This is a genomic window from Brevibacterium sp. FAM 24630 (assembly GCF_049804075.1).
Taxonomy (GTDB): domain Bacteria; phylum Actinomycetota; class Actinomycetes; order Actinomycetales; family Brevibacteriaceae; genus Brevibacterium.
Genome location: NZ_JBNBZD010000015.1, coordinates 20,097 through 36,262, shown reverse-complemented (window position 1 = coordinate 36,262; position 16,166 = coordinate 20,097). Strand labels below are relative to the sequence as shown.

The 16,166-nt window shown below is 64.1% G+C and carries 16 protein-coding genes and 2 tRNA genes; 6 read left to right on the top strand and 12 right to left on the bottom strand.

What is annotated here, in order from left to right:
* Positions 1–13: 13 nt before the first annotated feature.
* The 4 genes from ACPUD7_RS12140 to ACPUD7_RS12125 all read left to right on the top strand — a co-directional run bounded on the left by ACPUD7_RS12140 (position 14) and on the right by ACPUD7_RS12125 (position 3,621).
* On the top strand, positions 14–919 hold the full coding sequence (locus ACPUD7_RS12140) for an ACP S-malonyltransferase (protein WP_135538445.1): 906 nt from the start codon (positions 14–16) through the stop codon (positions 917–919).
* An 18-nt stretch (positions 920–937) separates the two neighbouring features.
* Positions 938–1,939 carry a beta-ketoacyl-ACP synthase III gene (locus ACPUD7_RS12135; RefSeq protein WP_135538447.1) on the top strand — a complete coding sequence of 334 codons (1,002 nt, stop codon included), beginning with the start codon at positions 938–940 and terminating at the stop codon, positions 1,937–1,939.
* A gap of 118 nt (positions 1,940–2,057) precedes the next feature.
* Positions 2,058–2,309 carry an acyl carrier protein gene (locus ACPUD7_RS12130; RefSeq protein ID WP_025776743.1) on the top strand — a complete coding sequence of 84 codons (252 nt, stop codon included), beginning with the start codon at positions 2,058–2,060 and terminating at the stop codon, positions 2,307–2,309.
* Positions 2,310–2,376: 67 nt separating this feature from the next.
* The gene (locus ACPUD7_RS12125) at positions 2,377–3,621 is read left to right on the top strand and encodes a beta-ketoacyl-[acyl-carrier-protein] synthase family protein (RefSeq protein WP_135538449.1); all 1,245 of its coding nucleotides are present in this window, start codon (positions 2,377–2,379) and stop codon (positions 3,619–3,621) included.
* 420 nt (positions 3,622–4,041) lie between these two features.
* Here ACPUD7_RS12125 and ACPUD7_RS12120 read toward each other — a convergent pair whose 3' ends face one another.
* From ACPUD7_RS12120 to ACPUD7_RS12095, 6 genes are all read right to left on the bottom strand, one after another.
* The gene (locus ACPUD7_RS12120; RefSeq protein ID WP_135538822.1) at positions 4,042–4,533 is read right to left on the bottom strand and encodes a DUF3145 domain-containing protein; all 492 of its coding nucleotides are present in this window, start codon (positions 4,531–4,533) and stop codon (positions 4,042–4,044) included.
* Positions 4,534–4,796: 263 nt separating this feature from the next.
* Positions 4,797–4,870: transfer RNA gene (locus ACPUD7_RS12115), tRNA-Ile, on the bottom strand.
* 90 nt (positions 4,871–4,960) lie between these two features.
* On the bottom strand, positions 4,961–6,232 hold the full coding sequence (locus tag ACPUD7_RS12110) for an EAL domain-containing protein (RefSeq protein ID WP_425120045.1): 1,272 nt from the start codon (positions 6,230–6,232) through the stop codon (positions 4,961–4,963).
* A gap of 136 nt (positions 6,233–6,368) precedes the next feature.
* The gene (locus tag ACPUD7_RS12105) at positions 6,369–7,790 is read right to left on the bottom strand and encodes an MFS transporter (protein ID WP_425120070.1); all 1,422 of its coding nucleotides are present in this window, start codon (positions 7,788–7,790) and stop codon (positions 6,369–6,371) included.
* Positions 7,791–7,945: 155 nt separating this feature from the next.
* Positions 7,946–8,983 (bottom strand): LLM class flavin-dependent oxidoreductase, encoded by a 1,038-nt coding sequence (locus tag ACPUD7_RS12100; RefSeq protein ID WP_135538454.1) that lies wholly within the window; start codon positions 8,981–8,983, stop codon positions 7,946–7,948.
* Positions 8,984–9,069: 86 nt separating this feature from the next.
* Positions 9,070–9,142 (bottom strand) — tRNA-Asn (locus ACPUD7_RS12095).
* 234 nt (positions 9,143–9,376) lie between these two features.
* Here ACPUD7_RS12095 and ACPUD7_RS12090 point away from each other — a divergent pair.
* The gene (locus tag ACPUD7_RS12090) at positions 9,377–10,288 is read left to right on the top strand and encodes a DMT family transporter (RefSeq protein WP_240689640.1); all 912 of its coding nucleotides are present in this window, start codon (positions 9,377–9,379) and stop codon (positions 10,286–10,288) included.
* Positions 10,289–11,500 carry a glycosyltransferase gene (locus ACPUD7_RS12085; protein ID WP_425120069.1) on the top strand — a complete coding sequence of 404 codons (1,212 nt, stop codon included), beginning with the start codon at positions 10,289–10,291 and terminating at the stop codon, positions 11,498–11,500.
* 11 nt (positions 11,501–11,511) lie between these two features.
* Here ACPUD7_RS12085 and gluQRS read toward each other — a convergent pair whose 3' ends face one another.
* From gluQRS to ACPUD7_RS12055, 6 genes are all read right to left on the bottom strand, one after another.
* The gene (gluQRS, locus tag ACPUD7_RS12080) at positions 11,512–12,450 is read right to left on the bottom strand and encodes a tRNA glutamyl-Q(34) synthetase GluQRS (protein WP_135538458.1); all 939 of its coding nucleotides are present in this window, start codon (positions 12,448–12,450) and stop codon (positions 11,512–11,514) included.
* Entirely contained in the window at positions 12,447–12,767 is a 321-nt protein-coding gene (locus ACPUD7_RS12075) for a GNAT family N-acetyltransferase (RefSeq protein WP_135538460.1), read from the bottom strand. Before ACPUD7_RS12075 ends, gluQRS begins: the two co-directional genes overlap by 4 nt.
* 94 nt (positions 12,768–12,861) lie before the next feature.
* Positions 12,862–13,704, bottom strand: coding sequence for an amino acid ABC transporter permease (locus ACPUD7_RS12070; protein ID WP_135538462.1), 843 nt, complete (start codon positions 13,702–13,704; stop codon positions 12,862–12,864).
* Positions 13,701–14,363, bottom strand: coding sequence for an amino acid ABC transporter permease (locus ACPUD7_RS12065; protein WP_135538464.1), 663 nt, complete (start codon positions 14,361–14,363; stop codon positions 13,701–13,703). Before ACPUD7_RS12065 ends, ACPUD7_RS12070 begins: the two co-directional genes overlap by 4 nt.
* Before the next feature lie 70 nt (positions 14,364–14,433).
* Entirely contained in the window at positions 14,434–15,333 is a 900-nt protein-coding gene (locus ACPUD7_RS12060) for a glutamate ABC transporter substrate-binding protein (RefSeq protein ID WP_425120043.1), read from the bottom strand.
* A gap of 45 nt (positions 15,334–15,378) precedes the next feature.
* Positions 15,379–16,107: an amino acid ABC transporter ATP-binding protein gene (locus ACPUD7_RS12055; protein ID WP_205683323.1), complete on the bottom strand. Its 729-nt coding sequence runs from the start codon at positions 16,105–16,107 to the stop codon at positions 15,379–15,381.
* Between the last annotated feature and the right edge of the window lie 59 nt (positions 16,108–16,166).

Below are 16,166 nucleotides of genomic sequence, written 5' to 3'. Positions count from 1 at the left end.
AAAAGAGAACTGAGTGCTAGCAATCACCTGCCCGGGCCAGGGGGCCCAGAAGTCCGGCTTCCTCAACTCCTTCCTCGAGCTCGATACCTTCTCCGCACAGATCGACGTGCTCTCGACCGCCTCGGGGATCGACCTGCGCCTGCACGGCACCGAATCCGATGACGAGACGATCAAGGACACGGCGCTGGCACAGCCGCTGCTCGTCGCCTCGGCGATCGCCTGCGCCGCCGAGCTCGGTGTCAGCCCCGACGTCGTGGCCGGACACTCGGTCGGTGAGATCGCGGCCGCACAGCTCGCGGGTGTCTTCTCCCCCGCCGATGCCATGCGGTTCGTGTCGGTGCGTGCCACAGGCATGGCCGCCGCCGCTGCCGCCACGCCCACCGGTATGGCCGCCGTCGTCGGCGGACAGCCCGAAGACGTGTTCGCCGCCATCGAAGCCGCCGGTGCCAGCCCGGCCAATGTCAACGGCGGTGGACAGACCGTCGCCGCCGGTTCCCTCGCTTCGCTGCAGACCTTGTCGGAGAACCCGCCCGAGCGAGCACGCGTCATCGCGCTGCCCGTCGCCGGCGCCTTCCACACCGAGTTCATGGCTGCGGCGACCGAGGACCTCGCCACCACCGCCTCGGCGCTGGAGGTCACCGACCCGCAGGTGCGCATCCTCAGCAATTCTGACGGCAGCGCTGTTGCAGACGGCCGCGAATACGTCGACCGCCTCGTCAAGCAGGTCACGAACCCGGTCCGCTGGGACCTGTGCCAGGAGACCCTGCTCGACTCCGGAGTCACCGGAATGATCGAACTCGTGCCCGGTGGCACCCTCACCGGCATCGCTCGACGCGCCATGAAGGGCGTGGAGACATTCCCCATCAAATCAGCCGCCGACCTCGACGGCGCGCGTGAGTTCGCGGCAGCTCACGCCTGAGAATCGAAGGACAACACAATGCCAACACTGCAGACAGCCGAGCTCGGCACCTTCTCCCGCATCGCCGGGATCGGCGCCTACCGGGCAGAGAACCTCGTCACGAATGACGATATCGCCGGGCCGATCAACTCCTCGGACGAATGGATCCGTCAGCGCACCGGTATCGTCACCCGCCGTCGTGCCAGCAAGGACGTCGGCGTTCTCGACATGTGCGAGGAAGCCGCACTCGAAGCCATCGCCTCGTCCGGTCTCAAACCCGAGGACATCGGCGCGATCATCATCTCCACGGTGACCTTCCCCTACATGACCCCCTCGGCTGCCGCCGCCCTCACCGATCGCCTCGGCACCGGCCCGATCCCCGCATGGGACATCAGCGCCGCGTGCGCGGGCTACTGCTACGGCATCGGCCAGGCCGATTCGCTGGTGCGGTCCGGAGCCATGGACAACATCCTCGTCATCGGTGCTGAGAAGCTCTCGGACATCATCGATCCTGAGGACCGTTCGATCTCCTTCATCCTCGGTGACGGTGCCGGTGCGGTCGTCGTGACCTCGTCCGACGAGCCCGGCATTTCGAAGACCGTGTGGGGCTCGAAGGGCGAGAACTGGTCGACCATTCGGATGACCGAATCGCTCATGGATGTCCGCGACGACCGTGATCTTCCGTTCCCGACCCTGCGCCAGGACGGTCCGACCGTCTTCCGCTGGGCCGTGTGGGACGGCGCCGAGGTGGCCAAGGAAGCCCTCGCCGCTTCCGGTGTCGCAGCCGAGGATCTCGCAGCGTTCATTCCGCACCAGGCGAACATGCGCATCATCGATGAGCTCGCCAAGCAGCTCAAGCTGCCGGACTCGGTCGTCATCGCCCGTGACATCGCCGACAACGGCAACACTTCGGCAGCGTCGATCCCGCTGGCCACCGAACGTCTTCTGCGCGAACAGCCCGAACTCAGCGGCGGGCTCGCCCTGCAGATGGGCTTCGGCGCGGGCCTCGTCTACGGCGCGCAGGTCGTCCGCCTGCCCTGAGACACACCATTCACGGAAAACTCTCCGTGAATGTCCTAAGATATTCGGCGGGACACTCGTCGAAACGTTCCTCAAACGGTCGAAAAACCCTCGGCCGAAATCAGAAAGTAGGAAAGAAATGGCATTCACCGAAGCTGAAGTCCTCGCTGGGCTCGCAGAGATCGTCAACGAAGAGACCGGCCTGGCCGTTGAAGCAGTCGAAGCCGACAAGTCGTTCACCGATGACCTCGACATCGACTCGATCTCGATGATGACCATCGTCGTCAACGCTGAGAAGAAGTTCGGCGTGAAGATCCCCGATGACGACGTCAAGGATCTCGTGACCGTTCAGGACGCTGTCGACTACATCAACAAGGCGCAGGAAGCCTGAACCACAGCAGCCGAACACGGCCCGTCCACCGACGGGCCGTGTCCACACTATCGACGAGGTTTGTACCATGACAGCTAAAGTTGTCGTCACCGGCATCGGTGCGGTAACCCCCCTGGGCGCAGACGCCGAGGCCACGTGGCAAGCCATTCTGGCAGGCACCTCAGGGGTCCACACGATGGACAATGATTGGTCGGAGAAGTACGGCCTCGCCGTGGACTTCGCCGCCCAGGTCGACCCACAGGTCGTTCCCGACAATCTCAAGCGAGTCCAGGCGAAGAGACTCGACCCTTCGAGCCAATTCGCGCTGATCTCCGCCCGTGAGGCGATGGCAGATGCCGGCCTCGAAGAGACCGACCCTGAGCGCACTGCCGTCTCCTGGGCCACCGGAATCGGCGGCGTCTGGACTCTGCTCGATGCCTGGGACACGTTGCAGGAGGAGGGCCCTCGCCGGGTCATGCCGCTGACGGTCCCCATGCTCATGCCGAATGGTCCGGCCGCGGCAATCGGCATGGAGTTCGCAGCTCGTGCAGGCGTGCAGACTCTGGTCTCTGCCTGCGCGTCGTCGACCGAGAGCCTCGGCCACGCTTACGATGTGCTCGCGTCCGGCAGGGCCGATGTCATCATCGCCGGCGGTTCCGAAGCGGCGATCCATCCGATCACCCTGGCCGCGTTCAACTCGATGCAGGCCCTTTCACGTCGCACGGACTCACCCGAAGCAGCTTCGCGCCCCTATGACGTCGACCGTGACGGATTCGTCATGGGAGAGGGCGCGGGTGCGCTCATCCTCGAGACCGAGGAGCATGCGCGGGCGCGTGGAGCGAAGATCTACGCCGAGGTGGCCGGTTGGGGCATCTCGAATGATGCCTACCACATCACCGGCGGCGAACCTGAGGGCAAGCATGCGCTGGCTGCCATGCAGCAGGCTCTTGACGCCGGCGGACTGAGGGCAGCTGACATCAAGCACGTCAATGCCCATGCCACGTCGACTCCGGTCGGTGACATTCCCGAGTCGCTGGCGATCACCGAGCTCCTCGGCGACAATGTCGGCGAGGCTTTGGTTTCGGCTACGAAATCGATGACCGGGCACCTTCTCGGTGGCACCGGAGCCGTGGAGGCGATCCTCACGGTCAAGGCACTGCAGACTCGGAAGGCTCCCCCGACCATCAATATCGACGAAGTCGATCCGAAGGTCGTGGGCATCAACATCGTGCGCGACACTCCCGCAGAGCTGCCCACCGGTGACATCGCGGCAATCACGAACTCGTTCGGCTTCGGCGGTCACAACGCCGTTGTCGCGTTCCGCTCCGCCTGAGTCTCTGCCCAGCTGCAGACGGCGGCTACGGCACATTTCAGGTACGGCCTGTCTGCGGTTCAGTACGCTCTAGGTGCGGCTGTCTGAGCTTCGGCACACTCTAGGTGCGACGATCTGAGTTTTGGCACACTCTAGGGTGGATAGCCCAAGTTTGAAACTGGGCTATCCACCCTTAAGTGTGCCGTTTCCATTGGTGCCCGTCTCCGGCGAGGAATCGACACATCAACTCGGCAGCAATATCCGCCGATCCCAGGATGGGCGCTGCTGGTTCCCCGCGTGGAGACTGCGTGGCTCACAGCGCGCGAGCGGCTTTGCTCGCGCAGGTCGAAGGGCACACCCGAGGTAGGAAGGTGTGCCCTCAGACGGGTCGAACTCGATCGGAGTCTTTGCGAACTCCGCACGAACGACGTGTGAGTCGGTTCAGCCGACCTTGGTCAGCCACCGCACGGGTGCGCCCTCACCGGCGTGACGGAACGCGTCAAGTTCCTCATCCCAGGCTTCGCCCAAAGCGATGGCCATCTCTGAGGAGAACTTCGCGGGGTCGCCTGCTGCGCGTTCCATGACGGAGCGGATGCGATCTTCGGGAACGAGGATGTTCCCGGCAGTATCAGTCACAGCATGGTAGATGCCGAGATCGGGCGTGTGGCTCCACCGGCCACCGTCGACACCCGGTGAGGGTTCTTCGGTGACTTCGTAGCGGAGTGAGTCCCAACCGCGCAGTGCTGAAGCAATACGAGCCCCGGAGCCTGCGGGCGCGCGCCAGCAGACTTCTGCGCGCACAAGCCCAGGTGCTGCCGGCTGGGGCGTCCAGTCGAAGCGTGCTTGTGCGCCGATGGCCCCGCCCGCTGCCCACTCGATGTGAGGGCACAGCGCACGAGGTGCTGAGTGGACGAAGAGTACGCCCTGTGTCATATCCATTTCTGCCTCCTACCTCGGATACGTCTTCCCCTACGATCCGCAAGGAGGCACTGCCCACATGATAGTCCATGTTCGACCTGCAGCCAAGCATCGAAGACGCTGGTGGTGGCGGGTGTCTGTCAGTCTCGAGTGAACGGCGTGACGCTGTGGAGACGATCGCAGAGGAAAGGAGCAGAGTCGGCCGGTCCGAGACCATTCGGATGTTCCCCTGACTATGCGCACACCGTAAGTGAAAGCCGAGGCGGGTGGACGGTCTGTGCCCCCGGTCGGACTTGAACCGACGACCAAGGAATTATGAGTTCCCTGCTCTGACCAGCTGAGCTACGGGGGCCAGCCGAGTCAAGATTAGCACCAAGAATGCGCCCAGACCCACTTGTCCGATGCCGCCGCTCCGAGAACTTCGCGGACGTGTCTGTCCGACTCAGACCCCCTGAAACGAGGCCGAGGCGGTCAGTGGGGCAATACGGGTGAGCACGCTCCGAGCTGCGTCCACACAGGTGTAGCGATCTGTGGTGATGTAGACATCGAACACTGTCTGCCCGTCACTGCCGGGGTCATTGCGTTTGGAGGCAGCGACCATGCCCGACCAGTCCGGGCCGACGACAACGACTCCGTGTTCGTTGCGCATGGGATCCGAGGCATCGACGAGTCCGGTGCGCACACCGGGGATGGGCGGTCCGTCGAATCCGCCGGAGAACATCGCGGTCATTCCGACGGTGTCACGGATCTTCTCGTACCGCAGTCTGGTCGCTTCGGAGAAATCCTCGTCCTCCCCGAACACTCCGAGCGTGATCGTCGCCGTCCCGGAGGCCAGGGCACGCTCTTCGAGGGCTGCGATCTGAGCGATGAGGAGCTCTCGATTCATCACCAGCGGCTCCCGGCGCAGCCCCTGCGAGATCGAGTAGGGAGTGCCCAGTGCGGGCAGGTTGCGCGAGTAGTGCGAGACGAGAGCGTCTTCGCTCGGCTCGGAGAACGGCTGCGGCTGTTTCGTGGCCTCACCGAAGTACGGTCCGGACATGAACCGTGCGCCCAAACCCCGCACTCTGTCCAGATCGTCTTCGGTCGCCACACCGTCGGCGAGGATGACTGCTCCTGTGCGCTCGAGGTGGGCGTGAAGCAGCCGGTTGAGTTCAGCAAGGTGCGAGTCGCAGTCGATGCGCAGGACATCCGGGTGGAGTCCGACGACAGAAGGGTTGACCAAGGGAACGAATGAGGCGCTGCGCAGATCGGCCCCGACCGATGACATGCCCACGCCCCAGCCGAGCGACCGAGCCGAACGAACCGAGCGCAGCACCGAGGCGGGAGAGGACACCACGCGATGGGCGTCGAGTTGGAGGATGACGGAACGGTCGGGTTCACCGGTGCGGTCCTCGAGCGTGGCGAACGATTCGGCTTCGGCGTGGAGGAAGAGCCGATTCGACTTCGGCAGTCCGGCGCCTTCGGCCGTCCGCAGAGCCGTATCCCGCAGAGACGCATCGATGTCGCCGGTGATCGTCGATGAGCGCATCGCGCGGCGCAGATTCTCCGACTCCGCACGCCCCAGCTCCGGATCCCCTGTCGGAGCCTGCAGAATCTGATGTCCCACACGATGGAAGGTCAGGGCGTCGACGACGGGCGCGAAGTAGGTTTCGATGCCTCCGGAGCGGACGAGCTCTTCGAGCGCCGAATCGTCCTCGGGTACGGCCAGGGACACTGTGTTTCCTTCCGTGGGCTGTTGTGCGTTCACAGTCTTCCACATTCGCACACAGCGGATTGTCTAAATTCAGTAACATTATTGCGCTGACAGCTGAGGGTTTTCGGCGCTCGGCCGAGCCGCGGGCCGGCCTGTCTCAGCGTCGGCGCGAACCGCCTCGGCGAACCTCGACAAGGCCGACGATCCCGGCGAGGATGACGACGACGGCGATGGCTGCGAAAGCGCCGATCATGCCCATGTGCCAGTTGCTGACCGCGGTGATGGAGAACGCAAGCGCGGTCATGATGGCCAGACCCATCGAGGTGCCGATACGCTGCCCTGTCTGCAGCACACCACCGCAGGAACCCGCGTACTTCAGCGGCACCTCGTGCAGGGTCAGTGTCTGGTTCGGACTGATGACCATTCCCTGCGCCGTGCCGATGAACGCAAGGGTGAACAGCATCCACCATTCGCTGCCGATCCCCTGCGAGAGCAGCACGACGACGGCGATCGTCGCGAGGAGGCCGAACAGGCAGGTGACGATCCCCCACACGACGAGGCGGCGCCCGATCTGGAACACGAACCGACCCGACACGTCGGCGGAGACCGCTGACAGGAGTGCCGCGGGCAGCCCGATCATGCCCGCAGCCAGGGCCGAATGCCCCAGCCCCTGCTGCATATAGATCGCCACGAGGACCCAGACGCTGGTCACGCCGAGGAAGTAGAGGGTGATGATGATCGAGCCGTTGCTGAAGCTGGGAATGCGGAAGAGGTCGAGGTCGACCATCGGCGGTCTGCCGAGGCGGGCATAGCGACGTTCCCATTTCGTCCACACCCAGATCGCCGCCAGTCCCACCGGAAGCGCCAGCCAGATGAACCATCCGAGCGAGGATTCGACGAAGGGCAGGAGAATGAGGAGGACTCCGACGCCGAGTAGGAGCACACCGACAGGATCGAGGTCCTTGTCGTCCTTGGCGTCGGCGGCTCCTTCGGCCACGGCGGGGCGCCAGGCACCGCTGGGCAGCCACGCGCGAGCCAGGAGGAGGGAGACGACGGCGAAGGGCACGTTGACGAGGAAGGTCGCCCGCCAGCCGAGGTCGTTGCCGAACAGAGCGATCAGCGCCCCGCCGAGAACAGGACCGATCGCCACTGAGAGGCCCACGGTGGTGCCCATCATTCCGAACGCTCGGCCGCGCGGAGGTCCCTGGAAGTACTGCTGCAGAAGGCCGACGACCTGCGGGTTGAGCAGTCCGGAGCCGAAGCCCATGACGACGCGCGCGATATTGAGCGTCAGCGGATCCGGCGCGATGCCCGAGACGAGGGAGGACAGCCCGAAGAGTCCGACTCCGGCGATGAACAGCTGACCACGACCGAAGACATCCCCCGCCCGACCGGCGGCGACGAGGACGACACCGAACGAGAGGGCATAGCCGGTGAGCACCCATTGCAGCGCCGAGGTCGAGGCGCCGATGTCCGCGGCGATCGAGGGCAGGACGACATTGATGCTCGACACCGACAGCAGCGACATGAAGAGCGGAACGAGGCCGATGAGCAGGATTCGCTTCTGCGTCTGCGACATTCCCGTGCTCTCGCTCACATGGTCTCCTCTTCGCCCGCGTGGGAGAGGATCACTCGTCGACCACGCGGCTCTCTTCGTCTTTCAAGCTATAGACCACATCCTATGGTGCTCCTCCGAAAGTCTCGTCTGGATCCAGCTGATATGGGATTCGAAGTTCAGGAACGGAGCTGAGAGTTCGGCACCCACCCAAGAGCAGGTGCGATGTGTTCGGCGAAGGATTCGAGGATGTGCAGGTTGTAGTCGACCCCCAACTGGCTGGGAATCGTCAGCATCAGGGTATCCGCAGCCGCGATGGCCGCATCGGCTTTGAGTTCGTCGATGAGGCGATCGGGTTCGCCCGCATAGGTCCGGCCGAAGGTCGAGCGGGTGTCGTCGATGATCCCGATCTGATCGCCCTGGCCGGCACTTCGCCGACCGAAGTAGAGGTCGTCGAGGTCGGTGGTGATCGGGAAGATGCTGCGGGACACGGAGACGCGCGGGTTCCATCCGTGTCCCGCTTCCCGCCATGCCTCCCGATACCGGTCGATCTGCTCGGCCTGCAGGTCTCCGAATGAGGCTCCGGTCGCCTCGGTGAGCAGGGTCGAACTCATGAGATTCACCCCCTGGTGTGCCGCCCATTCGGCGGTCGCCGCGGAACCTGCACCCCACCAGATGCGTCGGTCGAGTCCGGGTGAGTGCGGTTCGACCCGCAGGCTGGCCCCGGGTCCGAACTGCTGCGGGTCGGCCGGAGCCAGCCGTTCACCCCGGACCGCCCGGAGGAAGCGGTCGAACTTCTCCCGGGCCATGTTCGCGGCTTTGGGTTCGCTCGGGTCCTCGTAGCCGAAGGATTCCCAACCGCGCAGAGCAGGTTCGGGCGATCCCCTGCTGATGCCCAGCGCCAGCCGCTGGTCGGAGAGCAGGTCGAGGGCGGCGGCCTCCTCGGCGAGGTAGAGCGGATTCTCATACCTCATGTCGATCACTCCGGTCCCGACCTCGAGGTGCTGAGTCCGGGCGGCGATCGCTGACAGCAGCGGCATGGGCGAAGCCGCCTGCGTGGCGAAATGATGGACGCGGAAGTAAGCACCATTGACACCGATCTCGTCGGCGCCGACGCCGATCTCGACCGCCTGCTGCAATGCCGCCTTCGCTCCATACCCCTCGGGAGCACTGCCGGTGCCGTAATGACCGAAACTCAAGAATCCGAAAGACTTCATACATCCGCCAACCTGGTTGATGCTCGAGGTATTCCCCTGCCCGGGCACGACGAAGGCCCCGTCCGAAACGGACGGGGCCCGGTCTGCTCCCCCGGCTGGGCTCGAACCAGCGACCCTTCGATTAACAGTCGAATGCTCTGCCAACTGAGCTACGGAGGAACGTCGCAGTCTCCTGCGGACGTGTGTTCCAGCTTAGCAAACACCGAGGCAGGCGAACAAAACGGCGATGAGTGCTTTAGCTCACAACCCCTGAGGGAAACCCCACCGCCCCGGTCGGTTAGCCGTACAGTCGTGACGAATACAGGCCATGGGCCCCCTCGCAGCGCAGGTGCACGGTAAACTCGAAGCGATCCTCGCACCTTCTCCATCCGCTCCGAACCCGGAAGATTCACCGTGACCACAGTGGCAATCGCCCTCGCCGTGCTGGCGGCCGTGGCCCTCGCCTATGGCGCTCTGTACCAACACGATGCCATCGCCGGTCAGGATGATTCCCACAACGGACTCAGCTGGGCTCATTTCACAGAACTGCTCGGCAACGGGCGCTGGCTGCTCGGTCTGCTCATCCTCGGTTTCGGCACGGCCGGCAATTTCGTGGCCCTGGCGCTTGCCCCGGTGATGGTCGTGCAGCCGATCGGTGCGTTCTCGCTCATCGTGTCCGTGCTCTTGGGCGTCCGTCACCGCGGGCTCAGGGTCAATCGACGGCTCGTCCAGTCCGTCGTCTGGTGCACGATCGGCGTGACGATCTTCGTCGGGCTCTCGGCCACGACAGCACGTTCGGAGGTCCACCTCGGCGCCGATGCCCTGCCGCTGTTCTGGATCACCGCCGTCGTCGTCGGTCTCGGCCTGGTCATCATGCTCGCTTTCCGTCATGCGCCTCAGCTCGTCCTCATCGTCGCCGCCGGACTCCTCTTCTCGTGCGTCGCCACGAACGCTCACCTCGTCAGCGTTCAATTCCTCCAGGCCGGTCTCGCCGAGGTCACCTGGGTGAATGTGGCAGGACTGCTCGCCGCAGTCGCTCTCGGCTCCTGGTTCGTTCAGAACGCGTACGCCGCCGGCCCTCCCGAAATGGTCATCGCCGGGCTCACCGTCATCGATCCGATCGGCGCCGTGATCCTGGGTACCGTGGTCCTCGGTGAGGCTGCCTCGGCTCCGCTGTGGCTGATCGCCGTCATCACGGTCACTGGATTGGTCGCCTGCGCAGGTGTCGTTGTATTGTCGCGGTATCATCCCGATGTCAAAGATCGAGAAGCTCAGCGCAGGGACGCCCGCCGTTCCAACACCATGACCGACACCGAGGAGAGCTGAATCCTGTCTGCGCACCGACCCACTCCAGCCCGCCGCATCCTCATCCCGGCAGAGACGTACGCGCCCGAGGTCAATGGTGCCGCGAAGTTCGCAGAACGTCTGGCCGCCGGACTCGCCGCGCGCGGCAATGATGTGCACGTCGCGTGTCCCTCTGCCACGGGCAAGCCCTCGGTCAGCGTCGAAGACGGAGTCACCGTCCACCGCCTGACCGCCCACCGTTGGCCGCTGCATCCGACCTGGATGATCTGCATGCCGTGGGAGACGAAACCCGAGATCTCCCGGCTGCTCGACAGCCTCCAACCCGATGTCGTCCATACTCAGGCCCATTTCGTCATCGGCCGCTATGCGTTCTCCGAATCGATCCGACGAGGCCTCCCGGTCGTCGCGACGAACCATTTCATGCCCGACAATGTGCGCCCGTACATCAAGGCTCCGAAAGCCGTCCTCGACGGCGGTACCGCGATCGCGTGGTGGGATCTGCGCCGGAAGTTCCAGTCCGCCGACTTCATCACCGTCCCGACGCAGCTGGCTGCAGATCTGCTCACCGAGAACGGGTTCACCTCCCCGATCCGGGCGGTGTCCTGCGGAATCGACCTCGAACGCTTCGCCCATCTGCGCGAACTCGAACCGCAGGCGCCCCGTTCCACTCCCCCACGGGTGCTCTTCGTCGGTCGCCTCTCCTCCGAGAAACATGCCGCAGATATCGTCGAAGCAGTCGCCAAGACCGACCCCGAAATCGGCCTCGAGGCCGACATCGTCGGCGGCGGTGACCAGGAAGAGCCCCTGAAGCAGCTGGCAGCCGAGCACGGGATCGCCGACCGGGTCCATGTCCTCGGCAAGATCAGCGACAAGGCTCTGATGGACGCCTACCAGCGCTGCACCTTCTTCTGCATGCCCTCGACAGCGGAGCTGCAGTCGATCGCCACTCTCGAGGCGCTCGCCTCACGCAAACCCGTGGTGTTGGCCGACGCCGTGGCCCTGCCTCATCTCGTCCGTGACGGGGTCAACGGCTACCTGTTCCCGCCGCACGACATCAACGCACTGGCCGATCGTTTCACCCGCATCTGCCGAATGGGCGACGCCGAACTCGATGCGTTCTCCAAGGCGTCGCTCGATGTCGTGGCCAAACACGATATCGAATACACCTTGGACACGTTCGAGGCGATCTACGACGGCGTCATCTCCGCGGCTGCGAACTCCTCCGCAGCCTGAGACCCACGACTTCAGGAGTCGGCCGGCGGGATGAAGACCGTCGGCGAGGTCGGCATCTCAGCGAAGTCGACGCCGGAGATCATATCGTCGATGTCCTTCCACCGCGGCCCCGTCATCGTCGGCGCCAAGGACTTCTGCATCCAGGCGAACACATCGGCAGCGGTCCAGCCGAGGCTGCGCAGCTGCTGATAGGTGACTGCACCGTCGCGTTTGGCCAGACGCTGACCGTTGTCGTTGAGCACCAGAGGCACATGCACCCAGTTCGGTTCGGTGATCCCGAGGAGTCGTGCGAGGTAGGCCTGCCGAGGTGCCGAGGAGGCGAGATCGTCACCGCGCACCACCTCGTCGACTCCGCTCGCTCCGTCATCGACGACCACGGTGAGGTTGTAGGCGAAGACTCCGTCGCCGCGTCGCAGCACGAGGTCGTCGACCGGGGCTACCACCCGGCCCAGCAGCGCATCATCGATGTGATGTGCACGGTTGTCGGCTCGCAGCCGCAGGGCCGGCTGCCGCCCGTTGTGTGCGAGTCTCTCCCGCTGCTGCCGCCGCTCGTCCTCGCCGAGGCGGCGGCACGTTCCGGGATAGGCCCCTGGTGGGCCGTGCGGTGCGCTCGGTGCTTGAGCGATGTCCTTGCGCGAGCAGTAGCATTCGAACACCAGCCCGGCGGCATCCAACTCCGCGATGGCTGCGGCATAGACATCATGACGCTGTGATTGGATGAGCGGCTCTTCGTCCGGGGTGACGCCGAGTTCGGCGAAGACGTCGAGCTGCGATTGTGCTGAGCCGGCTCTGACCCTGTCAAGGTCCTCGATGCGCCACAGGAAGCGGCGTCCCGTCTGCCTGGCACGGACATAGGCCAACAGCCCTGAGCGGAGGTTTCCGATATGCAGGTCGCCGCTCGGGCTCGGTGCGAAACGGCCTGCACCGGATGCTGGTTCGGGCCCTGTCACTGTGGGGCCGCGAGGTCACCGTACTGCGGGAACCGCTCGAGGTAGTCCTGGACATAGGAGCAGGTCGGCACGATTCGGCCGCCGCCGCTTCTGATCATGTCGAGGACTCGGGTGACCAGGGTCCGGGCGAAGCCGCGGCGGGAGAAGTCCTCGGAGATGATCGTGTGCTGAAGTTCCACGGTGTCCTCGTCGATCCTCTGATAGGCGAGGAAGCCGATGAACTCTGCCGGGGTGTCATCGGTGAAGAGCTCGAACCTTTCACGATCGATGTTCTTGACGACCTTGACCGGTGTGGGGCTGATTTCGGGCTGCGGCATTCTGCGACTCCTTCGTAGCCGACTCTCACTGTGAACGATACAGGGTGCCGGCAGGGCGGCGCCGCGGCCGCCGCCCTGCCGGCGTTGCCTGCTCTCAGTCGACGATCTGCGTAGTCAGTCCCTCCGCCTCGGTGTTCGCTGTGGTCTTGCGCTGCAGGCGGGCCTCGAGCCAGCGAGCGAACCCGGCGACGATCATATTGATGATGATGAACAGGACCGCTCCGACGATGAATGTCGGCAGCAGGTTGTTGTACTCACGGCCGATGAGGTTCACCTGGTAGAGCAGGTCCTGATAGGTGACGATGAAGCCCAGTGCCGAGTCCTTGAGGAGGACGACGATCTGGGCGATGATCGTCGGCATCATCGCGCGCAGGGCCTGCGGCATGAGCACGAGGCTCATCACCTGCCCGGGACGCAGTCCGATGGCCATCGCCGCTTCCCGCTGCCCGGTCGACACCGCGAGGATCCCGGCGCGGATGATCTCGGCCAACACCATGCCGTTGTAGAGGGTGAGGCCGAAGACGACGGACCAGAAGGGTCCGATCTCGTTGCCGAACATGAGGAACATCGCGAAGATCAGCAGCAGCACGGGCACGCCGCGGAAGAACTCGAGGACGATGGTGCCCGGAACTCTGATGACCCTTTTGCTTGAGAGCCGCAGCAGGGCGAACACGACGCCGACGACCATCGCCAGTGCCGAGGCGACGACGGCGACCTTGAGAGTCGCGAGCATGCCTTGGAGCAGCACCGTCTGGATCTGTGCGAAGGTGAACGGATACCACTTCTCGGGCTTGAGCTGGCCCGCGTCAGCGAACTTCCAGATGACGAACGCCACGAGCGCCAACAGGACGATCGCGGAGATGCCGGAGAGGATGATGTTGTTGCGTCGGGACTTCGGGCCCGGCTCGTCGAACAGCACTTGGGTGGGGGCGCTCATCGCAGGATCACCAGCTTCCTCTCCAGGTAGTCGAAGACACGGCCGAGCAGCAGAGCCAGGATCAGATAGGCCACCGCGGTGCCGAAGAGCAGCGGAATGACGAGGTCACCGCGGACTTCGATGGCATTGCGCATCGCCGAGATCAGCTCCCGGTTGTTGAACGCCGAGGCGATCGACGTGTTCTTGAGCATCGCGATGATGACGCTGCCCAAGGGCGGGATGACCGTGCGGAACGCCTGCGGCAGAACCACTTCGTTCAACGTCTGACCGAAGCTCAGGCCCACGGCTCGGGCGGCTTCGGCCTGCCCGACGGGGATCGTGGCGATACCTGATTTCAGGGTCTCTGCGACGAAGCAGGCGGTGTAGGCGATGAGAGCGATCGTGGCGTAGACGAAGGAGTTGAACGAACTCGTCGAACCGAACCGGATGTCGAGGAACGGCAGTCCGAACGCGCAGAAGAACATCACCAGGGTCAGCGGAGTGTTCCGGACGACGTTGATGTACGTCGATGCGGCGATCCGGAGCACCGGGGTCGGTGAGACCCGCATGGCCGCCAGCACTGTGCCCAGGACCAGAGAACCGACCAGGGCGACGGTGAAGAGTTTGATCGTTCCCCACGTACCGGAGAGGAACATCTGGAGCAGCTCCAGGAAATCCATAGCAGATTCCTTAATCGATGCGAGGACACCGGCTTCGGTGCCCTCGCATCATGTCAATCTGTGGACTGGGTCAGTAACGGTCGATCTCGGGCATATCGACCCCATCGGTGGAACCGAGGGTGTATTCGAATGCCTTCTTCCAATCGCCGTCGTCCATGCCCTTCTCCAGAGCATCGTTGACCGCGTCCCGCAGCGCCTTGTCGTCCTTGGGCAGACCGACGCCGTAGGGCTCCTCGGTGAAGGGCTTGCCGACGACCTTGAACTCACCTTCGAACTGCTGGGCGTAGCCGCGCAGAATCGCGTCGTCGGTGGTCACCGCGTCAACGGATCCCGACTGGAGATCGGTGACACACTTCGAGTAGGCATCGTAGGTGACGAGTTCGGCCTTCTTGTACTTCTCCTTGATGTTCTGCGCAGGCGTCGAACCGTCGACGGAGCAGACCTTCTTGCCGTCGAGGTCCTCGGGTCCGGCGATGTCGGAATCAGCGGCGACGAGCAGGTCCTGGCCCGCCACATAGTAGGGTCCGGCGAAGTCGACGACCTTCTTGCGTTCGTCATTGATCGTGTAGGTCGCGACGATCATGTCGACATTGCCCTGCTGCAGGAACGGCTCACGGTTGGCCGAGACGGTCTCCCTGTATTTGATCTCGTCGGGTGAGAAGCCGAGCTGTGCGGCGACCATCTTCGCGATCTCGATGTCGAAGCCCTCGGGCTCCTTCGAACCGGCCGAGACGTTGCCGAGGCCCGGCTGGTCGTACTTGACGCCGATGGTGATCTCGCCGGAGTCCTTCGCCGCCTTCCACGTCTTCGAATCCGCAACATCCGCGCTGTCGTTGACTTCGTATTCCGGTGCTTCGGCCTTGGCACCATCGCCGTCGGCCGGAGCATCCGGTGTTCCGCCCTGGCCGCAGCCGCTGAGCGCCAACATTCCGACGGCCACCGAGGCGACCGCCAATCTGAGCTTCTTCATTGTCTCTCCTTGTCAGTGAGGTGAATCGGTGTGAAAGGGGTGGGTTCAGTTCGTCAGGATCTTCGACAGGAAATCCTTGGCCCGGCTGCTCTGCGGGTGGGTGAAGAACTCCTCGGGTTCGGCGACCTCGACGATCTCCCCTTCGGCCATGAACACGACGCGGTGTGCGGCTTTGCGGGCGAATCCCATCTCGTGGGTGACCACGACCATGGTCATGCCCTCCTTCGCGAGACCTTCCATGACGTCGAGGACTTCATTGATCATCTCCGGATCCAGTGCCGAGGTGGGCTCGTCGAAGAGCATCACCTTCGGTTTCATCGCCAGCGACCGGGCGATCGCGACACGCTGCTGCTGTCCACCGGAGAGCTGTGCAGGGTATTTGTCGGCCTGATGGGCGACGCCGACGCGTTCGAGCAGGGCCATCGCCTGTTTGTCCGCTTCGGACTTCGACAGCTTCCTGACCTTGATCGGTCCGAGGGTGACGTTCTCGAGGATCGTCTTGTGGGCGAAGAGGTTGAACGATTGGAAGACCATGCCGACGTCCGAGCGCAGCTCAGCCAGCGCCGCGCCCTCGGCCGGCAGCTCCTTGCCGTCGATCGTGATGCTGCCTGAGGTGATCGTCTCGAGACGATTGATCGTCCGGCACAGGGTCGATTTGCCCGAGCCCGAGGGCCCGATGACGACGACGACCTCGCGTTCGGCGATGTCGAGGTTGACATTCTTCAGGGCGTGGAAGTCACCGTAGTGCTTTTCGACGTTCGTCATCGACACCAGTGGCTGTGATTCAACTCTCATGGAATTTGATCCTAGTGAATGCGGGCACACAAACGAAA